This is a genomic window from Embleya sp. NPDC055664 (assembly GCF_053618075.1).
This window is the reverse complement of the sequence record NZ_JBSHGZ010000011.1, coordinates 1-23101: the sequence shown is the minus strand read 5'-3', so window position 1 is coordinate 23101 and position 23101 is coordinate 1. Positions and strand designations below refer to the sequence as shown.

19 protein-coding genes are annotated in these 23101 nt (G+C 72.4%); 8 read left to right on the top strand and 11 right to left on the bottom strand.

The window, feature by feature from the left end; genetic code table 11:
- Positions 1 to 11 precede the first annotated feature (11 nt).
- The gene (locus ACWGR4_RS20015) at positions 12 to 587 is read left to right on the top strand and encodes a MarR family winged helix-turn-helix transcriptional regulator (RefSeq protein WP_452131624.1); all 576 of its coding nucleotides are present in this window, start codon (positions 12 to 14) and stop codon (positions 585 to 587) included.
- A gap of 140 nt (positions 588 to 727) precedes the next feature.
- Here the strand turns inward: ACWGR4_RS20015 and ACWGR4_RS20010 are convergent, their stop codons facing one another.
- Positions 728 to 1885 (bottom strand): methyltransferase, encoded by a 1158-nt coding sequence (locus tag ACWGR4_RS20010; RefSeq protein WP_452131625.1) that lies wholly within the window; start codon positions 1883 to 1885, stop codon positions 728 to 730.
- A 173-nt stretch (positions 1886 to 2058) separates the two neighbouring features.
- Positions 2059 to 3168 carry a glycerate kinase gene (locus tag ACWGR4_RS20005; protein ID WP_452131626.1) on the bottom strand — a complete coding sequence of 370 codons (1110 nt, stop codon included), beginning with the start codon at positions 3166 to 3168 and terminating at the stop codon, positions 2059 to 2061.
- 87 nt (positions 3169 to 3255) lie between these two features.
- On the opposite strand from ACWGR4_RS20005, the gene ACWGR4_RS20000 reads away from it, so the two are divergent.
- Complete coding sequence (locus ACWGR4_RS20000; RefSeq protein ID WP_452131627.1) at positions 3256 to 3741, top strand: hypothetical protein; 486 nt, start codon at positions 3256 to 3258, stop codon at positions 3739 to 3741.
- 33 nt (positions 3742 to 3774) lie between these two features.
- Here the strand turns inward: ACWGR4_RS20000 and ACWGR4_RS19995 are convergent, their stop codons facing one another.
- From ACWGR4_RS19995 to ACWGR4_RS19985, 3 genes are all read right to left on the bottom strand, one after another.
- Positions 3775 to 4653, bottom strand: coding sequence for a sugar phosphate isomerase/epimerase family protein (locus ACWGR4_RS19995; protein ID WP_452131628.1), 879 nt, complete (start codon positions 4651 to 4653; stop codon positions 3775 to 3777).
- A gap of 146 nt (positions 4654 to 4799) precedes the next feature.
- Positions 4800 to 5972: a dihydrodipicolinate synthase family protein gene (locus ACWGR4_RS19990; RefSeq protein ID WP_452131629.1), complete on the bottom strand. Its 1173-nt coding sequence runs from the start codon at positions 5970 to 5972 to the stop codon at positions 4800 to 4802.
- Positions 5969 to 7141: a Gfo/Idh/MocA family protein gene (locus ACWGR4_RS19985; protein WP_380014801.1), complete on the bottom strand. Its 1173-nt coding sequence runs from the start codon at positions 7139 to 7141 to the stop codon at positions 5969 to 5971. Before ACWGR4_RS19985 ends, ACWGR4_RS19990 begins: the two co-directional genes overlap by 4 nt.
- Before the next feature lie 164 nt (positions 7142 to 7305).
- On the opposite strand from ACWGR4_RS19985, the gene ACWGR4_RS19980 reads away from it, so the two are divergent.
- The gene (locus ACWGR4_RS19980; RefSeq protein ID WP_452131630.1) at positions 7306 to 8379 is read left to right on the top strand and encodes a LacI family DNA-binding transcriptional regulator; all 1074 of its coding nucleotides are present in this window, start codon (positions 7306 to 7308) and stop codon (positions 8377 to 8379) included.
- A gap of 1859 nt (positions 8380 to 10238) precedes the next feature.
- Here ACWGR4_RS19980 and ACWGR4_RS19975 read toward each other — a convergent pair.
- Positions 10239 to 11732, bottom strand: a complete 1494-nt coding sequence (locus tag ACWGR4_RS19975) for an MFS transporter (RefSeq protein ID WP_452131631.1) — start codon at positions 11730 to 11732, stop codon at positions 10239 to 10241.
- Positions 11733 to 11791: 59 nt separating this feature from the next.
- Between ACWGR4_RS19975 and ACWGR4_RS19970 the strand changes: the two genes are divergently transcribed.
- Positions 11792 to 12355 carry a CGNR zinc finger domain-containing protein gene (locus ACWGR4_RS19970; protein WP_452131640.1) on the top strand — a complete coding sequence of 188 codons (564 nt, stop codon included), beginning with the start codon at positions 11792 to 11794 and terminating at the stop codon, positions 12353 to 12355.
- Here ACWGR4_RS19970 and ACWGR4_RS19965 read toward each other — a convergent pair.
- Positions 12292 to 13863, bottom strand: a complete 1572-nt coding sequence (locus tag ACWGR4_RS19965; RefSeq protein ID WP_452131632.1) for an MFS transporter — start codon at positions 13861 to 13863, stop codon at positions 12292 to 12294. The two genes, ACWGR4_RS19970 and ACWGR4_RS19965, sit on opposite strands and share 64 nt — an antisense overlap.
- Positions 13864 to 14091: 228 nt before the next feature.
- On the opposite strand from ACWGR4_RS19965, the gene ACWGR4_RS19960 reads away from it, so the two are divergent.
- Complete coding sequence (locus ACWGR4_RS19960; RefSeq protein WP_380014582.1) at positions 14092 to 14952, top strand: helix-turn-helix domain-containing protein; 861 nt, start codon at positions 14092 to 14094, stop codon at positions 14950 to 14952.
- 86 nt (positions 14953 to 15038) lie between these two features.
- On the opposite strand, the gene ACWGR4_RS19955 is transcribed toward ACWGR4_RS19960, so the two are convergent.
- The 4 genes from ACWGR4_RS19955 to ACWGR4_RS19940 all read right to left on the bottom strand — a co-directional run bounded on the left by ACWGR4_RS19955 (position 15039) and on the right by ACWGR4_RS19940 (position 19469).
- Complete coding sequence (locus ACWGR4_RS19955; RefSeq protein ID WP_452131633.1) at positions 15039 to 15692, bottom strand: hypothetical protein; 654 nt, start codon at positions 15690 to 15692, stop codon at positions 15039 to 15041.
- A 940-nt stretch (positions 15693 to 16632) separates the two neighbouring features.
- Positions 16633 to 17433 (bottom strand): sugar phosphate isomerase/epimerase family protein, encoded by an 801-nt coding sequence (locus ACWGR4_RS19950; protein ID WP_452131634.1) that lies wholly within the window; start codon positions 17431 to 17433, stop codon positions 16633 to 16635.
- 151 nt (positions 17434 to 17584) lie between these two features.
- Positions 17585 to 17986 (bottom strand): DUF3224 domain-containing protein, encoded by a 402-nt coding sequence (locus ACWGR4_RS19945; RefSeq protein ID WP_452131635.1) that lies wholly within the window; start codon positions 17984 to 17986, stop codon positions 17585 to 17587.
- Between the two features lie 109 nt (positions 17987 to 18095).
- Positions 18096 to 19469, bottom strand: coding sequence for an MFS transporter (locus ACWGR4_RS19940; protein ID WP_452131636.1), 1374 nt, complete (start codon positions 19467 to 19469; stop codon positions 18096 to 18098).
- Between the two features lie 264 nt (positions 19470 to 19733).
- Between ACWGR4_RS19940 and ACWGR4_RS19935 the strand changes: the two genes are divergently transcribed.
- From ACWGR4_RS19935 to ACWGR4_RS19925, 3 genes are all read left to right on the top strand, one after another.
- Entirely contained in the window at positions 19734 to 20669 is a 936-nt protein-coding gene (locus ACWGR4_RS19935; protein WP_452131637.1) for a LysR family transcriptional regulator, read from the top strand.
- Between the two features lie 270 nt (positions 20670 to 20939).
- Positions 20940 to 22301, top strand: a complete 1362-nt coding sequence (glsA, locus tag ACWGR4_RS19930; RefSeq protein WP_452131638.1) for a glutaminase A — start codon at positions 20940 to 20942, stop codon at positions 22299 to 22301.
- A gap of 210 nt (positions 22302 to 22511) precedes the next feature.
- Positions 22512 to 22856: a VOC family protein gene (locus tag ACWGR4_RS19925; protein WP_452131639.1), complete on the top strand. Its 345-nt coding sequence runs from the start codon at positions 22512 to 22514 to the stop codon at positions 22854 to 22856.
- The last annotated feature ends 245 nt before the right edge of the window (positions 22857 to 23101 follow it).

The window sequence follows — 23101 nt, the reverse complement described above, 5'->3', positions numbered from 1 at the left end:
ATAATGACCGGATGCAAGGTGAGCGTCGGGACCGGACATCGGACCAGGATCGGCGGACGCGGGGCGGCGAGCGCGGGGAGCCCAGGCCGCCCGAGACCGACGACTCGGTCGATCGGCACATCGCGCGCTGGCGGGACAAGGCGCCCTTCGACGAGCGGGTGGAGGGCATCGTCACCCGCATCCAGATGCTGAACAGGCACGTGCGGCAGGTCAAGGAACGTGCGCTCGCCGAGCTGGGACTCCAGGGCTTCGAGTTCGAGACGCTGCACCGACTGTCCTCGCGCGGCGCGCCCTACCGGGCCACGCCGTCCGAACTGGCCGGCGAGCTGATGGTGTCGCCGGCCGGCATCACCGGGCGGCTCGACACCCTGGAGAAGGCCGGCCTGATCCGCCGCATCCGGGGCACCGAGGACCGCCGCCGGGTCGACGTGGAACTGACCGACACCGGCCGGGAGCGCTGGACGGCCGCGATGAAACTGCTCGACCGGGCCGAGCGGGCGATGGTCGGGCCGCTCGACGAGGCGGATCGGGATGTACTGAACGCGCTGCTGAAGCGGATGTTGTTGCGGGTGGAGAACGAGGACTGAGCGGGGGCTGGGCCGGGTCGGGGCCGGGGCACGGTGCGGGCCGGGGCACGGTCCGGGTCGGGGCACGGTCCGGGCCGGGCAGGAGCGGACCGGGGCGGGCGGTGGCTCCGGCCCGGTATCCCGCCCCACGGGCCCGACCCCTACTTCTTCACGGCCCGCAGCACGACGAACTTCGGGTCACTCGCCACGATCTCGCAGTTGCCGAACAACCGGCGCAGCTTCACGTGGTAACCCAGATGCCGATTGCCGATCACCCACAGTTCGCCGCCGGAGCGCAACGCCGCGCGCGAACCGGCGAACATCCGCCACGAGATGCCCTCGGTGGTGGCCCGGTGGGTGTGGAACGGCGGATTGTTCAGGATCAGGTCGACACTCTCGGGCGCCACGTCGGTCACCCCGTCGCCCACCACGAACTCGGCGCCCGCGTCGGTTCCGAGGTTCGCCTCGAAGGTGGCCCGCGCCGACGCCACCGCCTGGTGCGACTCGTCGACGAACAACACCTCCGAGCGCGGGTTGGCCAGCATCGCCGCCGTACCCACCACGCCGTTGCCGCAGCCCAGGTCCACCACCCGGTCGCGGCCGACACGACGCGGCAGGTTGCGCAGCAGGAAGCGGGTACCGATGTCGAGCCGGTCCGCGCAGAAGATGCCCGCGTGGTTGACGGTCACGATCCCGGACGCCGCGCCCAGGCCGTCCGGCACCGTGTAGCCGTGCGGCCACGGGCTCGGGGTACGCGGCAGTGCGGGGTCGGGCGTGGCGAAGATCAGCCGGGCCTTCTTCACCGCGAGCGAGGTCCGGGTCGGGCCGATGATCCGCTCGAACAGCTTGAGCGTGGACGTGTGGATCTCGGTGGTCATCCCGGTGCCGACCACCACGGTGTCGGCGTGCACCCCGGGCGCGAGCCGGTGCAGCTGGTCCTCCAGCAGGGCCAGGTTCTTCGGGACGCGGACGATCAGTACGTCGATCCGCTCCGGCGGCGCGTCCTGCGTGGAGAGCAGCCGCACCCACTTCGGGTCGGCGTCGTTGCGCGCCAGGTTCGTCCGCGTGGCCTCCTGGCCGAGGAACGAGTCGCTGATCTGTACCGGCCGGGACTCGGCCAGCGCGGTCGCCAGCGCGCCCCATCGGTCGCCCACGATCACGACGGAGCCGGACAGATCCGTCGGTTCGGCGTCGTCGATGCCGGCGAGGTGGCGCAGTACGTACTCGTCGGCGGCATCCCAGGCGCGCAGCAGATCACGGGGATCCTCGGGATACCGGCCGAGCTCGAACTCGCCCGAAGGCGCAGAAAACCAATTCATTATCCCCTCACCCTAGCCGCCCGCATCGGCTGCCCGGGGCCATGCGGCGGGCTCGCGGGCGGGGTCGAGGTCGGGGTCGGGGTCCGGGTCGGGGCCGGGGCCGGCCGGTGGACCGCTCGGTTGGATCGACCGCCACCGCCACCGCCGCCGTGCCGAAGTCGGCCGTGGGGCGGTCAGGTTGCGGCCGTGGGGTGGAATTCGCCGGCCAGGCGGGTGGCGGCCTCGCGGAGCCAGTGGGTGGGGTTGGCTCGGGCCTCGGCGGGGGAGCCGGACAGGGCGGTCAGGTCGGTGGCGGTCGGCACACCCGGAGGCAGGGGGGCGGCGATCGAGCCGGCGATCAGGGCCACGGGGACGCCGGCGCCGTGGTGGGCCAGGTCGAGGACCGTGCCGACCACCTTGCCCTGCGAAGAGGTGGCGTCGAAGCGGCCCTCGCCGGTGATCACGAGGTCGGCGCCGACGAGGGCGTCCGGCAGGCCCGCGAGTTCGGCGACGCGGAGGGCGCCGGGCACGATCGAGGCGTTCCAGGCGGCGGCGAAGCCGTATGCGGTACCGCCCGCCGCACCGGCGCCGGGGGTGGTCGGGCTGCCGCCGAGGAGGGCGGCCAAGCGGGCGAGGGCGGCGTCCAGGGCCGCGACGTCGGCCGGGGACGCGCCCTTCTGCGGGCCGAACACGGCCGCCGCGCCGGTCGGGCCGAGCAGGGGATTGGTGACGTCGGTGAGAATATGTACGCCGCCGGGCGGAGGCGCCGCGAGCGCGCTCGTGTCGATGCCGGCGAGGCGGGCCAAGGGGCCGCCGCCGTAGGGCAGTTCCCGGCCGTCGCCGTCGCGGAAGCGGGCGCCGAGCGCGGCCAGGGCGCCGGTGCCGCCGTCGGTCGAGGCCGAACCGCCCACCGCGACCACCAGGGCGGACACGCCGGCCCGCAGCGCCGCGCCGACGACCACGCCGAGGCCGGCGGTATGCGCCCCGGCCGGATCGGGCGCGGCCATCAACGGCAGCCCCGACACGGCGGCGAGTTCGACCACGCCCGTACCGTCCGGCAACCGCAACCACACGCCGTCCACGGGCCGCCCATCGGGCCCGGGCACCGGCCCCACCGGCACCCGCACGGCCCCCGGCACGGCCCGCGCCACCGCATCGAGCGTGCCCTCACCCCCATCCGCCAACGGCACCGACACCACCTCGTCCCCCGGCCGCCCCCGCAACCACCCCTCCGCCCACACCTCGGCCACCACCGAAGCCTCGACGGTCCCCTTGAACGAGTCGGGAGCAAGCACGATGCGCATGAAGACGGGTCCACTCTCGTATCGGTACGGCGACGTGCGCCGAAAAACGCTTCGTCCGGGCCGGCGTGCCTCGGGCAGGATGGCCCGATGCCCGAACTGCTCTGGAGCGAGGTCGAGGACCTCTTCGACCCGGCCCTGATGGGTGCCTTGCCGGACCTGAGGATCCCCGACACCTCGGTCGAGGACTGGCAGGCGGTGCTCGATGTGGTCGTGGCCGACGGGTGGCCGTACGAATACTCGGAAGGTCTCGACTCCAGGCCACTGCCTCGGGCCGAGACCATCCTCGCCCGCCCCGCCGACGCCGAGTCTCCGCAGCTGCGGGTGTCGCCGTTCCCCGACGCCGTGGCGATCTTCCGCTTCCATGCCGAGATCGAGATCGACTTCGATGTCGACCTGCGCGAGCTGCAGGGGCAGGAACGGCTCGACGCCTTCTGCGCGTTCCTCGGCAGGCTCGGACGGCGGCTCGGCAAGGCCGTGTTCATGGACGCGGAAGGCGACCATGGATACCCGGTGCTCGGCTTCGACCCCGAGGCCGACCGGGTGCGGACCCTGGTCGATCCGCGAGCCGGTTGACGGGTTGCCCTACCGAACCGCCGACTCGTGGGCTCAGCCCAGGAGTTCCGTCACGTATCGGCGTTTCAGCGTGGCCAGGACCGCGTTCGGGTCGGCGGACCAGACGTCGGCGTTGAAGATCTCCACCTCGATGTCGCCTCGGTAGCCGGCCGCCTCGACCATCGTCGCCATCGCGCGGAAGTCGATCGTGCCGTCGCCCATCATGCCTCGGGCGAGGAGGGCGTCGACGGGCAGCGGAAGCACCCAGTCGCAGATCTGGAACGAGGCGATCCGCGCGCCGGCCCGACGGATGGCCGCCGGGAGGTACGGGTCCCACCACACGTGGAACGCGTCCACGACCACGCCGACCTGCTCGACCGGATGCGGCTCGGCCAGGTCCAGCGCCTGGTCCAGGGTGGAGAGCACCGCGCGGTCCGCGCAGTACATCGGGTGCAGTGGCTCCAACGCGAGCCGAACCCCGTGCTCCCCGGCGTACGGCGCGAGTTCGGCCAGCGCCTCGGCGACCCGCTCCCGTGCCCCCGGCAAGTCCCGTTCCTCGGCGGGCAGTCCGCCGACGACCAGGACCAGACAGGCCGCCTCCAACGCCGCGGCCTCCTCGATCGCGCGACGGTTGTCCGCGATCGCCTCGGCCCGCGCGGCCGGTTCGCGCGCGGTCAGGAACCCGCCTCGGCACAACGACGAGACGCGCAACCCGGCCTCGCGCACGAGCTTCGCCGACTCGGCGAGCCCCGCGTCGGCGACCTTGTCCCGCCACAACCCGATCGCCGGCAGGCCCGCTCGCACACACCCCTCGACCGCCTCGCGCAGCGACCACTCCCGCGTCGTCCACTGGTTCAGCGCGAGCCGCGCCAACCGCGCGTCGCCGACCGCGGGCGTGGGCACGCCGGCGGGTCGCCCGCTCGGGACGTCCACCGTTGTCGGGTCGGAGGCGGTTTGGCTTGCTGCCGGGGTCGTTGCGGACTCTGCTGCCGACGTGGGTTCCGACGCGGGCTCCGTTGTGGGTTCCGCTGCCGCCGCCGTCACGTCCCGCGCCTGCGAGCCCGTCGCCTCGTTCGCGCTCACGACGCCACCCCCGCCACCGTCAGCAGCGCCCGCATCCGGGATGCCGCCAACTCCGGATCCGGGAACAGGCCCGCCGCGTCGGCCAATCGGAAGGCCTCGGCCAAGTGCGGTACGGAGCGGGCCGATTGTGCGCCCGCCACCATCGTGAACGCGGACTGGCGGCCGGTCAGCCAGGCCAGGAAGACGATGCCGGTCTTGTAGTGGTAGGTCGGCGCCGCGAACAGATGCCGGGACAGCGGCACCGTCGGCGCCATCAGGGCCTCGTACCGATCCGTGTCACCCGCGTCCAACGCCCGCAGCGCGCCCGCCGCGACCGGGGCGATCGCGTCGAAGATGCCGAGCAGGGCGTGGCTGAAGTGCCGCCCGTCGCCCCGGATCAGCTCCGGGTAGTGGAAGTCGTCCCCGGTGTACAGGCGTACCCCGGCGGGGAGTTGCGCGCGCAGCCGGACCTCGTGGTCACGGTCGAGCAGCGAGACCTTGACCCCGTCGACCCGATCCGCGTGCTCGCGCACCAGGTCCAGGAACGTCTCCGTCGCCGCATCGACATCGGCGGAGCCCCAGTAGCCGGCCAGCGCCGGGTCGAACACCTCGCCCAACCAGTGCAGTACGACCGGTCGTCGCACCTGGCGCAACAGCGCGTCGTACACCCGCCGATAGTCTTCCGGCCCCTGCGCCGCCGCGGCCAGTTGCCGGCTCGCCATCAGCACGACCTTGGCGCCCGATTCCTCGACCACCGCGATCTGTTCCGTATAGGCGGCGATCACCTGATCCACGGTCAGCCCGACGCCGGCGTGGTCCGTGCCCGCGCCGCAGGCGATCAGCGCGTACGGGTCGCCGATCGTGGCCGCCTCGGCGGCGCTGCGGCGGATCAACTCGGCGGTGGCGGCCCAGTCCAGGCCCATGTTGCGCTGCGCGGTGTCCATCGCGTCGGCGACGGCGAAGCCGTGCGACCACAGGTGGCGCCGGAAGGCGAGCGTGGCGTCCCAGTCGGGTGCTGCCGGCCGGCCCGGGGTGTTGTCGGCGAGCGGGTCGGCCACCACGTGCGCGGCGGCGTACGCCGTGCGTTCGCGGAAGGCCGGGCCGCCGGGGGCCGCGCCCAAGTGTACGCCGGTGAGTTCGTACGGCTCGACCGTGCCCGTCGTCGTGGGCAGCAACAGGCGGGCGGTCATGCGGACTTCCCGTCGAGCACGGGCAGCTCGATCCGACGGCCCTCGGCCGAGGAGCGCAGGCCGCACTCGGCCAGCTGTACGCCCCGCGCGCCCGCGAGGAAGTCGAACGCGAACGGCGCGTCGTCCACCACGTGCCGGACGAAGTCCTCCCACTGGACCTTGAATCCGTTGTCGAAGCCGCTGTCGCCCGCGTTGTCGGGGATCTCCTGCCACTGGTCCCGGAAGGACTCGGTGACCGGAAGGTCCGGGTTCCACACCGGAGTCGGCGTCGCCGAGCGGTGCTGGACGCGGCATCGACGCAGCCCGGCAACCGCGCTGCCCTCGGTGCCGTCGACCTGGAACTCCACCAGTTCGTCCCGGTTCACCCGCACCGCCCAGGACGAGTTGATCTGCGCGACCACCCCGCCCGCGAGTTCGAAGATGCCGTAGGCCGCGTCGTCGGCGGTCGCCGGGTATTCCCGGCCCTGCTCGTCCCAGCGGGTGGGGATGTGCGTGACGGCCTTGGCGGTGACCGCCTCGACCCGACCGAACAGGTTCTCCAGGACATACGACCAGTGGCAGAACATGTCCACGACGATGCCGCCGCCGTCCTCGGCCCGGTAGTTCCAGCTCGGCCGCTGTGCTGCCTGCCAGTCGCCCTCGAACACCCAGTAGCCGAACTCACCGCGCACGGACAGGATTCGGCCGAAGAAGCCGCCCTCGATCAACCGGCGGAGCTTGAGCAGTCCGGGCAGGAACAGCTTGTCCTGCACCACCCCATGCTTGACCCCGGCGGCGTCGGCGGCCCGGGCCAGGTCCAGCGCGCCGGTCAGGGTCTCGGCGGTGGGCTTCTCGGTGTAGATGTGCTTGCCCGCCGCGATCGCCGCGTGGATCGCCTTCTCGCGCGCCGTGGTCACCTGCGCGTCGAAGTAGATCGTGTTCGCGGGGTCGGCGAGCGCGGTGTCCAGGTTGGTCGTCCAGGCGGCGATGCCGTGCCGGTCGGCCATCGCGCGCAGCTTGTCCGCGTCACGCCCGACCAGCACCGGCTCGAGCACGACCCGCGACCCGTCGGCCAGCGCCACGCCGCCCTGCTCGCGGATGGCCAGGATCGAGCGGACCAGGTGCTGGCGGTAGCCCATGCGGCCGGTGACGCCGTTCATCACGACGCCGAGGGTGTGGGTGGTGGTCATGGGGGCCTCTCGGTAGGCGGGTGAACCGGAACGGGAAAGCGCTTTCCCGTAAGCTAGGGCGCGGGGCCGTCAAGGTCAAGGGATGTCGGGCCTGAGGCGCACCGCCCACATATCGCTCCCGGCATCCACTTGGGTATGCGCTTTCCAATCGCTACTCTGTGCCCATGCCGACTCCGACCTCCGACGCGCCTGCGGCCCGCCCGCCGGGCCCCGTCACCCTCCAGCAGGTGGCCGCGCGCGCCGGGGTCTCCTCCGCCACCGCCTCCCGTGCCCTGCACGGCAGCAACGGGACCCGGATCGTGGGGGAGGAACTGCGCAAGCGTGTGCTCGACGCCGCCCGCGAACTGAGGTACGTCTCCAACGCCCCGGCGCAGGCGCTGGCCCGCTCCACGACGAGTGTGGTGGGTGTGGTGGTGCACGACGTCGCCGACCCGTACTTCGCGGCGATCGCGGCCGGCGCGATGGGCGTCGCGCGCGAGCATGGGCTGTTGGTGATGCTGGCCGCGACGTTTCGCGACCCCGAGCTGGAACTCGACTACCTGGCCCGGCTGCGTGCCCAGCGCGCCCGCGCGGTGGTGCTGGCCGGCAGCGGTTTCGCCGACCGCGAGTTCACCCGACGGCTGGCCGCCGAGGTGGACGCCTACCGTGCCGACGGCGGCCACGTGATCGCGGTCGGCTCACACGGGATCGCGGCCGACACCGTACGCCCGGCGAACCGCGCCGGCGCCGCCCTCGCCGTGCGCCACCTGTACGACCTCGGCCACCGGCGCTTCGGCATCGTCTCCGGCCCGCGCGCGCTGACCACGGTCCGGGATCGCCTGGACGGGGCCCGGCGGCAACTCCGGTCGCTGGGGCTTCCCCTGACGCCCGGTCAGGTGGTCGACGGCGGGTTCACCCGAGAGCAGGCCCGAACCGCCGCCCGCGCCCTGCCGGCCGGCCCGTCCGCACCGACCGCGCTCGTCGTCCTCAACGACGTGATGGCCGCCGGAGTGCTGGCCGCCCTGCGGGAGGACCTGGGCCTGCGCGTACCGGACCAGGTCTCGGTCGTGGGCTTCGACGACGTCCCCTTCGCCGCAGACCTCAACCCACCCCTGACCACGATCCGTCTCCCCCTGGCCGACATCGGCACCCAGGCCATGCACATGATCCTCACCGGCCCAACGGTCACCCCACGCACGGTGGACGTGGACGCAGAACTGGTCATCAGATCCAGCACGGGCCCGGCGCCCGGCCACTGACCGGCGGCGCGGCTGCGGCCCTGGTGACCGACCGCCGGCGCCGCCGCAGCCCAGGTGCCTGACCGACCGCCCCGCCGTGGCCCCGGTGCCATTTGGGCAGGGCGTCGAGGCCGGCGGCAACGGGGGTCATCGGGTCATTGGCGGCCTCGGACGGGCGCTGGGCCGGCCTTTGCCTCGGCCTTTGCCGGCCCAGGACCCCACCCACCCCAGGGGGTGCCGCGACTGCACCCGCCGAGACCTTCGGGTCGGGGGGCCATGCGGTGGGCTCGGTGAGGCGGATGCGCCGGAGCTCCCGACCTGCCGAACCTTGGCAGGGGACGTCGGCCGGGCTTGGTCTCGGCGTCGCAGCGGCCGTGTGCTCATCCGCGCGATGCCTGGGCCGGGGCCGGGGCAGGGGGCAGGGGGCAGGGGGCGGGGGGCGGGGGGCGGGGGCCGGGGGCACGAGGGAGAGGCGAGAGGCTGCCCGAGCAGGCCGAGGTCTCCCTTCGGCAGGCGCTGCGTTTTTGGCCGCGCGGTGCCGGTGCCGGGCCGCCGCCGGCGTGCGGGGTTTCGAGGCTTGGGGCTTGCGGTGGGGCGGGTGTGTCGGTCGGCTTAAAAGCGGCCGGCAGCGGCGGGCGGGGTGGGTGCTCGGGTTGGGTTCGCCGGGCGTGCGTTTTTGAGTGGGCCGGGTGTTTTCGGCGGGGGTTGCGCTTGTGGTTGCGGGTGGCCGGTGCGGGCCGGTCAGAGTCGGTCGTGGGCCGCCGCCGGCGTGCGGGGCTCCAAGACCCGGGCCTCCCGACGAGACGGCCGCGTTGGTCAGCGAAAACCGGCCGGCAGCAGGGGCAGGGAGGGCGGTCGAGTCGAGTCCGCCGAGGAGTCTTCCCGAGTGGGCCGGGTGTTTTCGGCGTGCGGTCGGCGTGCGGTCGGCGTGTGGGTGGCGAGGGTTCCAAAACCGGACGGCGTGGGGTGTCGTGACTTCAGCGGGAGAGAAAACCGCAGGTCAGCGCAAAGAGGAGAGTGTTTGAGGCGCCTCGGGATCCGGTTTCGACCCTCACTGGGCACTTTCGGTCCCCTCGACGACCTCTGCAAGGCCGCAGCGCCCGAGCCGACTCCGACCAGGCAGTTTCGGTCTCCACACGCGCGCCGAAGAGGCCGGACATGCACGAAACCGGCACTCGACACCCGACTCTCCACCCCGACACCGCAAAACCGCAGGTCACAGAAACCCGAAGCCCACAGCCACCCACCGAGATCCGGTTCCGAACCCCAACCCTGCCCCCAACACCACCAAAACGCACCAACCTACCCCGAAACGCCCCTTGGCGGACTCGACCCGAGCACCCACCCGCTCCCTCGCTGCCGGCCGGTTTTCCCCAACCAACACACCCACCTCGTCGGGAACCCGCAGTCTCGGAGTCCCGCACGCCGACGGCGGTTCATCACCGACTCCGACCGGCCCCGCACCGGCCACCCGCAACCAAAAGCGCAACGCTCGCCGGAAGAACCCGGCCCACTCGGGAACGCGCGCCCGGCGAACCCAACCCGAGCACCCACCCCGCCCGCCGCTGCTGGCCGCTTTTAAGCCGACCAACACGCTCGTCTCGTCGGGAACGCCTCCGTCTCGGAGCCCCGCACGCCGGCGGCGGCCCATCTCACGTGCCGGACCGGCCCCGCACCGGCGCCCCCGCAACCAACAGCGCAACGTCCGCCGAACTCGCTCTGCCCACCCAAAGGGATCTCCGAGCTCCTCAGCCTCGGTCGGGGATTGTCGGTCGGCCCGGTCGTCGCAGGGTCGATATCCCGCGCGCCCGGAGTCGTACCGTGCCGATTGCCGTGTCTGGGGTCGAGCGCGTGGGAGGACCTGGGCGCGCTTCGAGTGATCACCGTTCGGGGCTGTGGCTGTGGCTGTGGCTGTTCTGTGGCCCCGCGTGTTGCTCGGGTTCGGGCTCAGGTTTGGAGGGTTCGTCGGACCCGGCGTTTGTTCTTCCGTCCGCCGGTGGCGTTGGCCTTCTCCCGGTGAGGCTGAGTGTGGCCAGGACCTGGAAGAGCGCCGCTGTGGCCAGGGCTGTGGTGAGGGAGTGGGTGAGGAGGGGGCCGGTGAGGGCTGCGCCGAGGGCGAAAGTGGTGATTTTCAGGCTCGCGCCGGTGGTGAAGATGCGGCTGCGTAGGGCCTCGGGGGCTTCGCGGTGTCGGATCGTGAACAGGGCCGTGAGTTGCGGGCCTTCGGCCACGCCGGCGAGCAGCATCGCGGCAATCAGCGGGATCGGGTGGGCTGTTGCCGCGAGTAGGAGGGCGCCGGAGAGGATCAGCGTGCTGTACCGGATCACCGTCTCCGGGCGCAGTGGGTGCGGTCGGCGGGCCAGGAACGCGTTCGTCGTCAACGCCGAGGCGGCGAGCAGTGAGAGCAGGGTCGGCCCGTGGGCGGCCGAGCCGAAGGCCCGTTCGCCGAGGAGAGGGCCGGCGGCGAGCAGGATGCCCTGTCCGACACAGGACAACATCGACGCCGCCGTGGCCCGGGCCAGGGACGGTGATCCCACGATGGCCCGGAAGCCCGCGACGAGGTCGGCGCCGATCGATGGGGTCGAGGGGGGCTTCGGCGGCGCGTGGGAGCCGGCCGCCTCCGGCGGCTCCGATGGCTCCCGGGACCCCTGGCTGCGGTTGGTGGGCGGCGTTTGGGTCGGCGGTGGTGCCGCGTGGTTTCGGGGTGCCTGTACCCCGGTGGCGGGTGATGTCCCGGCTGGTGGTGGCGTCAAGCGCCTCCGCAGCACCTGCGTGCGGGTCGGCATCGGCGTGCGGGCCGGCACGTGCGTGCGGGCCGACGGCAGTGATCGGGCCGCTGGTAGTGCCAGGCAGATCAGGACGATCGCGGTTGTCATTGCGGTCGTTGCGCCGGCCAGGGTCGTCATGATCCCGGCCAGGGCCGGCCCCGTCAGGGCGGCCACGTTGAATGTCATGGCGTCGTACGTCGTCGCCCGTGGTAGGTCGGCTGGTGTGACCACACGTGGCAGCTGGGACGTCCAGCCGCCGGTCAGGGCCGGGCCGGCCAGTCCTGCGGTCAGGGCGATCAGCAGGGTGATCGCGATCGGGGTTCGGCCCAGCGTGGCCAGGATTGTCCCGAGCGCCGCCGCATAGCCCGCCAGCGTGGCGGTCAGCAGGCGGCCCGGTCGGGGGGAGCGGTCGAGGAGTACGCCGAAGACGGGACCGCCGACTGCTGCCGCCGCGGTGACGGCGGCGAGCAGTGCCGATGCGGTGGCGGCCGAGCCGGTGGCCGCCAAGCCGGCCAGCAGCAGGGCCGGGCCCGACATCTCGTCGCCGGTGCGCGCTGCTGCTGCCCCGGCGATGTAGGGCCATATTCCTCGGTAACGCTTTTGCATGGGTGGCACGTTACGTAGGTAACTCAATTAATGGCTAGATGCGTTACATTTGAGCTGTGCTGCACTCGAATGACGAGCGGGCCACCCGCCACTCGGTACAGGCCGTGGCCCGACGCACCGTCGCCCTGGTCAACGCCCTGACGGCGGACGACCCGATGCCCGACCCGTCCCCCTCCGCCCTCGCCGAACTCCTGCGCGAACACGGCGAGTCCGATCCGATCGAGCTCACCGCGACCGACGTTGCCGACCTGCGCGCCGCCGGCCTGCTGCTGCGTGCGGTCTTCGCCGCCGAGGACGTCGACGCTGCCGCCGACGCGCTCAATCGCCTGCTTCGTCGGGGGCGGGGCAGGCTTCGGCTCACCTCCCACGACGGTCGCAGCCCGTGGCATCCGCACCTCGACCGCGACGACGACGCGCCGTGGGGCGAGTGGTTCCTCGCCTCGTCCTGCCTGGCCCTGACCATGCTGCTGTGGGATCGGCAACGTCCACCCGGCGGCGTCTGTACCTCGGCGACCTGCCGACAGGTCTTCGTCGACGAGGGCGGCGGCCTGCCCCGCCGCTACTGCTCCCGGCGCTGCGCCACGCGCGAACGGGTGGCCGCCCACCGCCGCGCCCGGGCGTAGGGCGGCTTTCCGGCCTCCGGCTCCCCGGCACCCGGCTCCCCGGCCTCCGATCCCTCGGCGTCCGGCTCCCCGGCCCCCCACCCCCCGTCCTCCCGCCCCCCACGCAGCGCCGGGTCCAGCGCCGTGGCCGCCACCAGTACGCCCGACATCATCGTCAGGATCATCGCCAGGTGATGCAGCCCCGCGTCGGTCGCCCGCGGACCGAACGTGGTGCCGATCAGGCTCGCCGACGCCAGCGCGCCCAGGTAGGAGAACGTACGCAGCAGTCCGGCCGCCGTGCCCGTCGCGGCGGCCGGCGCCTGGCGGAACATCGCTCGCTGGTTGGCCGTGTTGGCCAGGCCGTTCTGGAGCCCGAAGACGACGCTCACCACGATCAGCAACCACAACGACGAGTCCGCCCGCAGCAGCAACAGGCTCGCGCTGCCCACGGTCAGCACGCCGGCACCGGCCAGCAGCGGAGTACGCAGCCCCGGCCCCGTCACCACGGCCGAGACCCCGGCCGCCACCACGAACGACGGCGTCATCAACAGCCCGGCGGCCGACGCCGAGCGGCCCGCGCTCTGCTCCAGCCACATGGTCCAGCCATAGATGAAGCAGTAGGTCGAGGCCATCGCCACCGCCTGCCGCAGGTACGTCCTGGTCAACGCGCCGTTGCGGGCCACCATCCGCACATCCAGGAACGGCGAATGCGCCCGCGACTCCCAACGGGTCAGCGCCAGTCCGGCCACCAGACCGAGCGCGAGCAGCCACCACCTCGACGCGGTGGGCCGCATCAGGAACAGCAGTACGCTCGTCAACGTCGCGGCGAACAGCAGCAGGCCCGGGGGATCCAGCTCCCGTGCCGCCGAGCCGGTACGCCGCCGGCGCTCGTCCGCCGGCAACCAATACACCGCGAACCCGGCCGCGATCGCCGCGAGCGGGATGTTGATCAGGAACATCGCCCGCCACCCGCCGACCGCGATCAGCAGACCGCCCAGCGGCGGCCCGATCGCCATCGTGGTCTGCCCCGCCACCGCGAGCGCGTTCAACACCCGCCCCGGCGCGGGCCGGGCGAGGCGTTCGGACTGCCGGCGCACCATCGTCATCGCCGCCGGATAGGCCGCCGACGTACCCAGTCCGAGCACCACACGCGCGACCACGAGCATGCCGATCGACGTACCCACGAAACCGATCAGCCCGCCGAGCGCGACCAGCGCCATGCCGGCGAGGTACACCCGCCTGGGCCCGAACAGATCCGCGAGCCGCCCGGCCGTCGGCTGCCCGATCGCGGTGGCCAGGTACAACGCCGACACCAGCCACGTCGTGGCCCCCGCGTCCACGCCGAACGCCCGGCCGATCGACACCAGCGCGATCGCGATGATCGACGAGTTGATCGGATTCAGGACCGATCCGATGGCGGCGGCCGCGGTGAATCGGGCTCCGAATCCGGCTTGTTCGGGGGCGGGGCCGGCGAATCGGCGGCGCGGGGGCGAGGGTATCGGGTGCGGAAGCGGGTCGGTCGGGGGCATGGCGGCGGGCACGTCCGTTCTGCGGGCGTCGGGTCGGGGGCCGGACCCGGGGCGGCGCTGTCAGCCTTGCGCGTGCGTGGGTCGCCATGAAGGCCGTGTCATTCGCGCCAATGGCGAGTGCGGTGCCGGGACTGATGGCGGCACGGTCGTCCCCGTGCCGGTGCCGCCCGCCGTGCCTGTCCCCGTGGGGGACACGCACCGAGACCCCGGCTTTGTGACAATCGAGAGGTGACGTCACCACATCCACTCGGAGAGTTCCTGCAGGCCCGCCGCGCCCGTCTCCAGCCCGGCGACGTCGGGCTGCCCGCCGGCACCGGACTCCGTCGTACCCAGGGGCTGCGCAGGGAGGAGCTGGCCGCGTTGGCGGGGCTGAGCATCCAGTACTACACGCGCCTGGAGCAGGGCCGCGAAAACAATCCCGGCGGCGCGGTCCTGGACGGGATCGCGAGCGCGCTGCGGTTGAACGAGGAGGAGCACGCGCACCTGTACGCCCTGGCCAACCACGCGGCGGAGCGGCTGCCGGCCGGCGGCGCGCCCGCCGATCGGGAGGTACGGCCGGGGATCCGCGCGCTCCTGGAGCGGGTCCGACCCTGGCCCGCGTACCTGCTCGGTCGGACCAGCGACATCCTGGCCGCCAACCCAGAGGTGTTCGCGCTGCTGCCCGGACTGGCCGACTGGGCGCCGGAGCGGCGCAACAGCATCCGATACCTGTTCCTGCACCCGACGGCACGGGAGTTGTTCGCCGACTGGGAGCGGGCCGCGCTCAGCACCACCGCGCAACTGCGCTCGCTGCTCGCCGCCGACCCCAGGGACCGGGAGTTGGCCGCTCTCGTGGACGAACTCACGGAGGGGAGCCCCGAGTTCGCGGTGCAGTGGCAGCGGTACGACGTGCGCCGGCGGCGTAGCGACCAGGAGACGTACCGGCATCCGCAACTCGGCGAGATCACGCTTGCGTTCGAGGTGCTGCGGATGGAGGGCGGCCAGCGGATCACCATCTACCAGCCGCAGGAGCCGGACGAGGAGGGCCGCCGGGTGTTGCGGGGCCTGTCCGAACTGGCCACGAGGGTCCGGCCGGAGGCCACGGCGTAGGGGGGCCGGCGGCCCGGGGAGGGTCTTGCGTGTGCGGCCTGCGGGGCTTGGCGCTCAGCTGCCCAGTTGCTCAACTGCTCAGTTGCTCAGCTGCTCAGGTCGTCAGCCGCTCGGGTTCTCAGCCGCTCAGCTACTTGGCTGTTCAGGCTTTCGGCTGGTCGGTATCCGGCCGTCGTGTCGGCTTCGTTTGGAGTGGCGGGCCCCGAGCGGGTGCCGAGTTCGGCCGTGTTGGCTTTCGCCGTGTTGGCTTCGGCGGTGGGCTCCGGCTCCGCTATTGGATTGGCCTCGGCAGGCCCCTCGACCTCCGCCACCACTTCGGCCGCAGCCGCAGCCGCAGCCGCAGCGGCCTCGGCTTCGGTAAGCGCGCGGCGCATGTCCTCGGCATGGCGGCGGGCCATCTCCCGGATCTCCGGAGTGAGGTATGGACGGTCGGCGACCGCCGCGGCCTCGGCCGACTCGGTCCAGGCACGCATGACGTCGAGGGGGCGCTGATGTCCGCACGACACCTCGGCCCCCGATTCGTCGTGCACGGTCGCCTCGTAGGCGCCATTGACCCAGACGCTGACGCCCTCCTCGTGAAAAACGACATCGAAGGGCACATCGTCGGGATCCGGTTCGGGACCGTCACCGGTAAGGAGCGTGAACTTCTCGTGTGGCCGCATCCAGTGGTCGGTGCCCCACGGCTCGACCCAGATCGCCAGCATCGCAGCGGTGTCATTGTTCAGTCTGATCGATGGCATGGCCCAGGGTATTCAGCCCACGCCCGGCCCGCTCCGGTTCGCCGGCCCAGCACGCAAGCGCCCCCCCACGGAGGCTCTACAAGCAGGCAACATGCACCCATCCCCACCATCACGCCGCGCGCCGAGCCGAGGCGGGACGGGGTACGCGCGAGGAGGACGGTGTGCCGCCTCGGTCGCAGAGCGGTCGGGTCGTCCGCCGAAAGGGTTTCCCGAGTGGGTCGGCCGTGGTCGGCCGTTTCCAGCGAGAGTTGTGCTCTTGGTTGCGGGTACTGGGCCGGGGTTTATTCGGATCATGGGGGTGGGCCGCCGTCAGCCTGCGGGGCTCAGAGGTGGTGGCCTGCGTTTTCCGGACGCCTGCGTCGTTCGTTCATGGCACGAGTCCGAATTCATCGTGCTTGCGCAGTGCTTCGAGCGGCGTGCTGTATCCCAGGCCCAAGTGGAGCCGTTGGCGTGTGTGCGCGCTGGGTTGCGACGGTCTTTACGAACACGGGCGCATCGTGGTGGACCCGGGTAGCGCGATCGCGGTCGGTCCTCAGGCTGCGGCCATTACCGAGTTGTTCGACATGTGACCGATCCTTCGTGAACTGCACCGTCACTTGGTGGAACGAGGAGCGTGAGCCCTTTTGTCGAGTGGCATCGTGGGCAAACGCTCCGGGCGGCGCCGGTCGAGCGAGTTCGATGGGAGCTCCCGGGCCGGCCATGCTCGTGCGCGTAAGGCTCCGACAACCGCGAGTCCCGGCTGTCGGCGCGACGAGCCGGGGGAACGGCAAAGCTGCGGAGAACACGCAGGTCGGCAGGAAAAAGTCGCGGCGCAGGCGCGGGTGTGGTTGGTAGCGGTGGGGAGAGTGAGGCGTTGGGCCGAGTTCGTCGGAGGGGCTTCTCGAGAAGACGGGTGTGCTCGCCGCGAGTTGCGGTTCGGTTGGGTGCGGGCAGCTGGCTGTCAGCGGGGTGAGGCGAAGGTGTTCACCCATTGGGCTGCGGCTGGGAGGACCTCGTCGAGGTTGGGGATTTCCGGGTACCAGGCTTTTTCCCATTCGAGGGAGATCCAGCCTTGCCAGGCTTGGTTTTGCAGGGTGGTGCCGATGGTGGTCAGTGGTACTGCTCCGGTGCCCAGGGGGACCGGGGTGGTGTCGATCGTCGAGGCTGCGTCCTTGATTTGGACGTAGTGCAGGAAGCCCGCCAGGGCTTCTGCGGTTTCGGGCGGTTGTTCGCCGTGGCGCCAGGGGTGCAGGGCGTCCCAGATTGCGCCGACCGCGCCGGCGAAGGGGCGGATCAGGGTTGCGACGGCTGTGCCCGAGGGGTGAGAGTCGTGGGTTTCGATGAGCATGGTGACGCCGCGGGCTCGGGCGTCGGGGAGGAGGGCGGCCAGTCTGCGTTGGGCGCGTTCGGTGTCGCCGTCGCCGGTGCCGCCGGGGAAGATGCGGACGGCCGATGCGCCCAGGTCGTAGGCCAGGTCGAGGAGGCGGTCGATGGCGGACAGGACGACCGGGTCGGGGGTGGGTGCGCAGATGCCCGCGTAGCCGGCCAGGCACGGTACGGCCAGGCCGGCGTCGGTGATTTGGGCGCGGATGGCCCGGCGCTCGGCCGGGGGCAGGTCCACGTGTACGAACTCGTCCTGGTGGACCCGGAGTTCGAGGCCGGTGCAGCCGTGTCGAAGCGCGCGGACGAGGTGTTCGTGCACCGGCCGGCCGGGGGCGCCGAGGGTGCTGAAGGCCCACCTCGGATGCTCGGGTGTGCTCACGTGTCCTCGAATCTTTCGCCCCGTGGGCGGCACGGTCGAATGGAAAGCGCTTTCCCGCTTCTGTTTCGGAGCGTAGGTCGCCGTCGCCCCCGGGTCAAGGCGACACCGGCGCGTCGAGGTGCCCCCTGTGCCCTGCCCCGGGAGCGGGATGTCAGCCGAGTGTGTAGTCCAGGACGTACGTGTGAGCGCCGTCCTCGGTTCGTGTGATGTCCAGGGAGCCGGTGATCCCGGCGAGTTCGTCCGTCCCGGTACCCGCGACCACCCGGATCGCCAGTTCCTCACCCGCGGTGCCCGGTGCGCAGTGCAGGAAGACGAAGGAGCCCTTGCGGCCCGTCAGTTCGCCGGTGAAGCGTTCCACCGCGACATAGGCGGCGGGGGTGCCTTCGACGTCCATGACCGACGACATGTGCACCGTGCTCTCGCCGGCCAGGTCGCCGGTGAACACCTTGGTGATGGTGACCCGGCCGAGTGCGGCGCCCGGGGCCTCGTCGATCGCCTCCGGTTGGAAGGAGGTGAGGTCGAACGTCCCGGTGGCGGTCGTGCCCATGCCCATTGCGCAGTCCTCGTTTCTGGGGGGATGAGGATGAGGATTCCGTATCCCGTTGATCGCACGCAGCTTTGCACACGGCGCCGACATCCGGGGAGGGCCCGGCGCCCGCGGGTCAGGCCCGCCGCCCCACCACCACCGTCATCACCGCGCACAGCGCCGCCGGCAGCAGCAGGGCCCAGGCCAGGTCGTGGGTGCCCGTCGCGCCGTCGACGCCGACGAACGCGCCCATCGCCGCGACCCCGACCGTGGCGCCGATCTGGCGGACCGCGTTGAGCAGGCCGCCGGCCGCGCCGGCCGTGCCCTCCGGTGCCGTGGCGATCACCGTGCCGACCAGGGCGGGCAGCGCGAAGGACACCCCGAAGCCGGTACACACCAGCCCGATCGCCAGCACCGGATACCCAAAGCCGGCAAGCACCGCGACGGCGAACACCACGCAGCCCGAGGTCAGCAGTCCCAGCCCGGCCAGCATCGGGGCCCGCGGCCCGGACCGCGCCACGATCCGGCCGGTGAGCAGCGGGTTCACCGCGAACGGCAGCGTCATCGGCAGGAACGCAACCCCGGTCCGCATCGGCGACATGTGCAGGTTTTGCCGGAACAGCAGCGGCAGGACGAACAGCAGTCCCGTCATCGCGAAGTTGACCGCCGCCCCGGCGAGCAGCGCCGACCTCGTGGCGCACGAACGCAACACCGCGGCCGGCAGCACCGGGTGCGGGCTGCGCCGTTCGGCCCGGACGAACAGCAGCGCGGCGAGCACCGCCGCCGCCCCCGAACCGGCCGCGTGCGTCCCGGACCCGGACCCGGCCGCGATCAGCGCGTCGGTGGCCAGGCCCAGTGCCACGCACACGACGAATTGGGATGCCCGGTCGATCGGCCGTTCGCCCCGGGGGCACCGCACCGCGCGGCCGGCGGTCAGCGCCAGGGTGAGGGCAGCGATCGGGACGTTGATCAGGAAGATGGAGCGCCAGCCGTACGCGTCCACGAGCAGGCCGCCGGCGAGCGGACCGACCGCGAGGGCCGCCCCGCTGAGCGCCGCCCACACCGACACCGCCCTGGCCCGCTCGGCGGGGATCGGGAACAGCCGGGTGATCATCGCCATCGACGCCGGTACGCAGGCGGCCGCAGCCACCCCGAGCAGCCCGCGCAGCGCCACCAGCGTCCACAGGTTCGGCGCCGCCGCGCTCAGCAGCGAACCGACGCCGAACCCGACGATGCCGACCCGGAACGCCCGGTGCGCGCCGAACCGATCGGCCACCGCCCCCGCGGTCAGGAGCAGTGCGCCGAAGACGACCGTGTACCCGGACACCGTCCACTGCAGCCCCGCCACCGAACCGCCCAGCGACCGGGCCAGGTCCGGCTCGGCCACGGACAGCACGGTCATGTCGAGCAACACCATGAAGTAGCCGAGCGAGATACCGATAAGGGCTCGGGTGCGCGACCTCGAGGTGATGGCGGGTGGGGTTGCGACGGGTGGGTCGAGGAGTGTCATCGAGAGTCTCCGAGAGTGGAGCGACGGTGGGGGAGCGACCCCAAGGAGGCCCCAGGAGGCCCAAGGAGGCCCAGGGAAGCCCAAAGAGGCCCAAAGAAGCCCAAGGGGGGCCCGGGAGCGACCCCGGAACAGGCCCGGGAACGACCCGGGAGAGCCCGAGGATCGCGCTGCACCACTGTCCGTCGACCGTGGCTCTCGACTCGACCGGCCCGACCGTATGCTCCGTTCGGAATATCCGAATGTTCGAAGGAGGTTGCCCGGCCCATGGAACTTCGCCAGCTCCGCACCTTCGAGGCGGTTGCCCGGTTCGGCACGGTCACCGCGGCCGCCAACGCGCTCGACATCGCGCCGTCGTCGGTTTCCGAGCAGATCCGGGTCCTGGAGAAGTCCGTGGGCGTACTCCTGTTCGACCGAGGTCCCCGGGGCATGACGCCGACCGCTGCCGGGGAGCGAATGCGGGAGTGGGCGCACCGGCTGCTCGACCAGGCCGAACAGGCCCGCCGCGAGGTGGCCGCCGCGGCGCCGCTGCTGCGGCTGGGGGCGTTGGAGAGCATCGCCGTGACCCACGTGCCCTCGGTGCTCGGCCGGCTCGCCGCCCGCCGGCCCGATCTGCGGGTCCAGGTGGTCTCGGACAGTGATCGAAGCGAACTCCTGGCCGCCGTCGTGGCCGGTCGGCTGGACGTGGCGCTGCTCCTGGACACCGGCACCTGGCTCGGCGAGCTGGGGTTCGAACCACCGCCGGCCGCACTGGCGTTCGTCGACCTGGAACCCGTCGGGCTGGCACTGGTCGCCGCCCCGGGGCATGCGCTGGGCGACCGGGACCGGATCACCGACGCCGACCTGCGCGAGGAGCGGCTGCTGGTCAATGGGGCGTCGGCCTGCTCGTTCCGGCTGGCCGGCGACCGGTTGCTCGGCGTCGAGGTGGAGCGGGTCCGGGCCGGCGGTGTCGCGGTCACCCGGGCCTGGGCCGAACAGGGGCTGGGCGTCGCGCTGTTGCCGCACTTCGCGGTCGCCGACCAACTCGCCGCCGGCACCCTGGTCAGGCTTCCGCTGGACACCCCCGACCTCACCCTGCGCCTGGTCTGGCGCCCGGACCGCGAGACGCTGCCCGGACTGCGCGAAGTGCTGTACGCGGCGGCGGCGCCCGGCGAGCACGCCGAGGCCGGCGCGCCGATCCGGGCGGGCTCGTCACAGGGCTGAGCCGCCCCCCAGCCGGCCATACAACCGACCCCACAACCAGCCAGACAGCCGCCCCCACGACCAGCCACACAGCCGCCCCCACAACCGGCCCAACCCCCGCCCCGCCGGCGCGCGTGTCGATCGTGCGCCGACTACGCTCGAAAACCGACCATCACGCTACGTGACGAAAGCGCACCGGCCGACGCCCGCTTACCGGCCCGGCCGGTCGACGGACGGGAGCAGGACGATGCCGGACACCACTGCGCCCCGCACGGCCGACGGGTGGTCGCCATGGACCCGGTGACCACCTCCCTGGCCGAGCTGCACGACCGGCTGAGTTCGCTCGCCGACGGCGAAGTCGCCGACTACATCCCACAGTTGGCCTCCGCCGACCCCCGTACCTTCGGCCTCGCGCTGGTCAGCATGTCCGGCAACCGCTACCACGCCGGCGACACCGACGACCTGTTCAGCATCCAGTCGGTGTCCAAGCCGTTCGTCTACGCACTCGCCGTGTCCGAACTCGGCCCGGCAGCGGTGGCCCGCCGGGTCGGCGCCGAGCCCAGCGGCGAGGCGTTCAACGCGATCAGCCTGGAGCAGGGCACCGGCCGACCGGCGAACCCGATGGTCAACGCGGGCGCGATCGTCACCACCTCGCTGGTTCCGGCGGCCGACGCGCGCGACCGCTTCGAACGCATCCGCGCGTGCCTGTCCGCCTTCGCGGGCCGATCCCTGGACGTCGACGAGGACGTCTACCGCTCCGAGGCGGCGACCGGGGACCGCAACCGGGCGCTGGCCTACCTGATGCGCGGCGCGGGTTCGTTGGCCGGCGATGTGGACGAGACCGTACGCACCTACTTCCGCCAGTGCTCGATCCGGGTCGGGGTGGCCGACCTGGCGGTGATGGCGGCCACGCTGGCCAACGGCGGCGTCAACCCCGTCACCGGCGACCGGGTGATCGCCGAACCGGTGGCGGTGCGGGCGTTGGCGGTGATGGCGACCTGCGGGATGTACGACAGCGCGGGCGAATGGCTGCTGCGGGTGGGACTGCCGGCCAAGAGCGGGGTGTCCGGCGGCCTGATCGCATGCAGCCCGGCGCGGTTCGGCATCGCGGTACACAGCCCGCCGCTGGATCGGGCCGGCAACCCCGTGCGGGGTGTGGTCGCGCTGACCGAGTTGTCCGAACGTTTCGCGCTGCACCTGATGCACCAGCCCGGTCGGCACATCGCCACCGTCACCGAGGTCACCACCGCGCTCGACCACCCGTCCTACCGGGCCCGGACACCCGCGCAGCGGGCGGTCCTGGACCGCGAAGGGCATCGTGTCGTCATCATCCGGGCGCAGGGGGCGTTGGAGTTCACCGAGACGGAGCACCTGCTCCACGCGCTGCGTCAGTCCGAGCCGAGCCCGCCGGGGTGGATCGTGCTCGACCTGGACCGGGTCACCCGGATCGCGCTCGGCTCGGCCACGATGCTCGGCGCCGTGCTGGCCGACCTGGTCGCGGCCGGCCACGAGATCGCCATCGCCGCCCGGGAACCGCTGCTCGACCCGATCGGCGACGGGCCGGCGCCGTGGACGGCGTTCGTCAGCCGGGATGAGGCCGTCGCGTGGGGCGAGGACCGGCTGCTGGCGACGACGACCGAGCCGACCGGATAGACACGACCCCGCGCATCCGGCCGCCCGCCCCCCGCCGCCCCGCACCGCTCCGGAAAAACTCCACCGGACCGGTCACACTCCTCCGCCCGCGCGGGTCACCTCCTCGACGGACCGACAACGGACCCGCACCCACGAAGGCGAAAGCCCCGACGCCGACTCGCACCCGGACCCCGAACCCGGACGCCGGCCGGCCCTCCCGAGGAGCGCAGCATGACCACAGGCATCAAGACGGTGATCTACCCCGTGCGGGATCTCGCCAAGGCCAAGGAGTTGTACAGCCGGATCCTCGGCGTCGATCCGGTGATGGACGAGTCGTACTACGTCGGCTATCACCTCGACGGCCAGGACATCGGCCTGGACCCGCACGGCCACGCCAAGTGGGAGCACGGCCCGATCTCCTACTGGCACGTCGCGGACATCGAGGCGACCTTCGCGTCGCTGGTGGAGGCCGGCGCGCAGCCCGTCCACGAGGTCAAGGACGTCGGCGGCGGCAAGCGCACCGCCGTGCTCAAGGACGCCGACGACAACCCGATCGGTCTCATCCAGGAGGCCTGAGCCCGGAGCGTCGTGGGCCCGGGAACTCGCGAGTCCGGGCCGGGTACGCCGAACCCCGGCCATGACTCCCGAGACCGGACTCCCGGGCCCGCGCGGGGCAGAGCGCCCGAGCCGATCTCCCCCGGCCGGAACCCGGCCCCACCATCGCGGGGATCCTCGCCCCGCGAACCGCCGACGGCGCGGCCGACACCCCCCGTGGGGGTGGGTCGGGGCGGGGGGTTTGGGGGGCCCGGGCGCTCCGCCCC

Coding starts and splice junctions, on each gene's coding strand:
- ACWGR4_RS19940 (WP_452131636.1), bottom strand. CDS start 19,469: ATGACACTCCTCGACCCACCCGTCGCAACCCCACCCGCCATCACCTCG.
- ACWGR4_RS20005 (WP_452131626.1), bottom strand. CDS start 3,168: ATGCGCATCGTGCTTGCTCCCGACTCGTTCAAGGGGACCGTCGAGGCT.
- glsA (WP_452131638.1), top strand. CDS start 20,940: ATGGACCCGGTGACCACCTCCCTGGCCGAGCTGCACGACCGGCTGAGT.
- ACWGR4_RS19990 (WP_452131629.1), bottom strand. CDS start 5,972: ATGACCGCCCGCCTGTTGCTGCCCACGACGACGGGCACGGTCGAGCCG.
- ACWGR4_RS20015 (WP_452131624.1), top strand. CDS start 12: ATGCAAGGTGAGCGTCGGGACCGGACATCGGACCAGGATCGGCGGACG.
- ACWGR4_RS19925 (WP_452131639.1), top strand. CDS start 22,512: ATGACCACAGGCATCAAGACGGTGATCTACCCCGTGCGGGATCTCGCC.
- ACWGR4_RS19975 (WP_452131631.1), bottom strand. CDS start 11,732: ATGCAAAAGCGTTACCGAGGAATATGGCCCTACATCGCCGGGGCAGCA.
- ACWGR4_RS20010 (WP_452131625.1), bottom strand. CDS start 1,885: ATGAATTGGTTTTCTGCGCCTTCGGGCGAGTTCGAGCTCGGCCGGTAT.
- ACWGR4_RS19955 (WP_452131633.1), bottom strand. CDS start 15,692: ATGCCATCGATCAGACTGAACAATGACACCGCTGCGATGCTGGCGATC.
- ACWGR4_RS19965 (WP_452131632.1), bottom strand. CDS start 13,863: ATGCCCCCGACCGACCCGCTTCCGCACCCGATACCCTCGCCCCCGCGC.
- ACWGR4_RS20000 (WP_452131627.1), top strand. CDS start 3,256: ATGCCCGAACTGCTCTGGAGCGAGGTCGAGGACCTCTTCGACCCGGCC.
- ACWGR4_RS19935 (WP_452131637.1), top strand. CDS start 19,734: ATGGAACTTCGCCAGCTCCGCACCTTCGAGGCGGTTGCCCGGTTCGGC.
- ACWGR4_RS19980 (WP_452131630.1), top strand. CDS start 7,306: ATGCCGACTCCGACCTCCGACGCGCCTGCGGCCCGCCCGCCGGGCCCC.
- ACWGR4_RS19945 (WP_452131635.1), bottom strand. CDS start 17,986: ATGGGCATGGGCACGACCGCCACCGGGACGTTCGACCTCACCTCCTTC.
- ACWGR4_RS19985 (WP_380014801.1), bottom strand. CDS start 7,141: ATGACCACCACCCACACCCTCGGCGTCGTGATGAACGGCGTCACCGGC.